Raw genomic sequence first — 2,553 nt, 5'->3', positions numbered from 1 at the left:
CATCCATAAAGAATTTAAAACATTCTTCTTCATCTTTTAATGTTAATACCGCCTCGAATAAATGATTCATTTCTTCATTCCTAATTTTGTCCATTATAATTACCTCATTTTCAATTCCATTCATATTCAGAACCGCAATGCGGTTTTCATAATTTGTACTTATTTATATAACTCTTTAGTTTTTCTGGATAATAATTCATTAGTAATTCTTCTGGAAATCCTGTCTGTTCTACCAATTTCATTGCATATTGATTGTTTGCAACCTTATCAACCGAATGTGCATCACTGCCAATAATAACCGGAACTTCATATTGCTTACATAATTCCAATATCTTTAAATCATTCTGTTCGGGGTCTGCACGAAAACTTCCGGGTGTCAAAGAAGAATTGTTAATCTCCAATAAAGTCTTATATTCTTTGGCTGCCAGTACAATTTCCTCATAATTTAATGGAACGCGACTGTCATCCGGATGACCAATTATATTGATTAAAGGATTCTTAATTGCTCCGATTACTGCTCTTGTATTTTCTTCGGTCGTTCCTGAAGTATATCCTATATTATTGTGTACACTTGCAATTACTACATCCATTTCCCGCAGCAATTTCTCATCCATATCAATATCACCATTATAATTGATGATATTCAATTCCACGCCCAAACACAATTCTACTCCTTCTACATTTCTACATGCGGTTTTCAGATTCTGAAAGTAAAATTCATGACAGGTTCCCGGCATGGTCATCGAGTGTTCCGTAATTCCTAATATTTCCAATCCTGCTTCTGCAGCAGCATGTGCCATTTCATTAATTGTATTGTATGCATGGCCGCTTGCCACTGTATGGGTATGCATATCTAATAAATATTTCTTTCTGTTATCCATGTTCTTCTCTCCAAACATCTATTTATTACACACTTTAAACTGCTAAATCAAACTACATAATATACTATCACTTTTTTCTCAAAAATGAAACCCATTTTTTATATTTGTTTTCATGCAGTTTTATTCGACTGATATTTCGATATCATAATTGTAATTTTGATTATAGCGTTGGATAAGTGCGTCTGGATTCAAATATCCAAGTATAACATACCATCCAAGTAAAATCAGTGCACATAGTGCGATTGCCGGTAACTCTTCTCGTAACATACGGATACCGCAGATAATGATTACAATTGCCAGATAAATTACAAACCAAGCCGATATAACCCTTAACCATGTTAATCCATATGCATCAATGTAAAGCTTTAACCGTATAAATCCAGAGAAAAGCATAACACCAGTTAACCCCAGCAATCCAGCCAATAGACCAGAAATGATTTTGTTTTTTGATCCGTATTGAAAAAAAATACCATATAAAAACAAATTAATAGCGCAGACAGTGACCGTCTGTACAAAGCCCTCACGCGCATATTCTGAATATGTCATAGCGTTAGGAAGACCGGTTCCAGCAAAAAGATATGTAAATTGTACTATACAAAATAAAATATAAAGCAACATTACTGAGCCTATAACAATATAGCAGATAAGAGAATCAATTTGCAATATTGGTCTTTGCTCGCTCTTTTCCTTTATTCCAAACCCCACATTCCATATAAATGAATAAAACAATGCAAGTGCAAACACAATCACAATGATATGCATAATAAGCGAGCCAAAATAGAATTTACCAATTATTTGCTTGAAATAATACCCAAACACCTGATCCGCTCCACTAAGCAATGGAATAATTACACAAAGCAGTGGCAATGTGATGACGATTCCTAAGATTGCCTTCTTAATATTGGATTTATTGCCCCCAGAAACAAGTGAATCCACCACTCCAAGCAAAGAAGAAATACCGGAAAATGGCTTGATAAACCATCCTCTAATCCAACCAATTACAATCTTTCTCGTATCCTTTAGCTGGTAATTCCCATGTATAAACTGCGCATGAGCCATCAAAACAGCTGGAATTACCAGATAAGTCAAATTGCGGAACTCTTGATTAATAGAATTGTCAGTAAAAATGAATTGCCATATACAAAGAAGCGCACTACATCCTGCCACATACCATAGAACACGGTTACAAACAAGCCTTTTCCAATAAAATAAATAAAACATTACAAGATAACATAGCCAAAATATTCCTGAAAATATAGAGATATTACCACTCCCAAGAAAAACAGGTGAAAACATTAGCTGATCAAATAAAATACCAATTAGTATTGCAATTGGCAGCAATAATTTCTCAAGGGTTGAGTATTCCTTTGTTTCTAATGGTATTTGGTTCGATTCAATGTCAAGTTTTTCATTCATCATCTTCTTCTCCTTCCACATATTCCAAAATATCGCCCGGTTGACAGCCAAGCTCCTTACAAATACGGTTAAGCGTAGAAAACCGTATTGCTTTTCCTTTTCCGTTTTTTAGTATTGAAAGATTGGCCTGTGTTAAATCAACACGAGTTGCAAGCTCCGAAAGACCGATTTTTCGTTTAGCCATCATCACATCCAGATTAATTACAATCATTTCTTTCCTCCTTGCTAGATAGTCAAATCATTTTCTTCTTTATAT

Annotated in this window: 3 protein-coding genes; all 3 read right to left on the bottom strand. The window is 34.5% G+C overall.

Going from position 1 to position 2,553, the window contains the following annotated elements:
* Positions 1-146 precede the first annotated feature (146 nt).
* A complete protein-coding gene (locus RMR19_RS15405) occupies positions 147-881 on the bottom strand; it encodes a phosphatase (RefSeq protein ID WP_310604387.1) in 735 nt (244 codons plus the stop codon).
* Between the two features lie 120 nt (positions 882-1,001).
* Entirely contained in the window at positions 1,002-2,300 is a 1,299-nt protein-coding gene (locus RMR19_RS15400) for a DUF4153 domain-containing protein (protein WP_310604386.1), read from the bottom strand.
* The gene (locus RMR19_RS15395; protein WP_310604385.1) at positions 2,290-2,508 is read right to left on the bottom strand and encodes a helix-turn-helix domain-containing protein; all 219 of its coding nucleotides are present in this window, start codon (positions 2,506-2,508) and stop codon (positions 2,290-2,292) included. Before RMR19_RS15395 ends, RMR19_RS15400 begins: the two co-directional genes overlap by 11 nt.
* Between the last annotated feature and the right edge of the window lie 45 nt (positions 2,509-2,553).

Origin of the sequence: Anaerosporobacter sp. (genome assembly GCF_031551385.1) — a bacterium.
GTDB lineage: Bacteria > Bacillota > Clostridia > Lachnospirales > Lachnospiraceae > Anaerosporobacter.
This window is presented reverse-complemented; position numbering and strand designations above follow the sequence as displayed.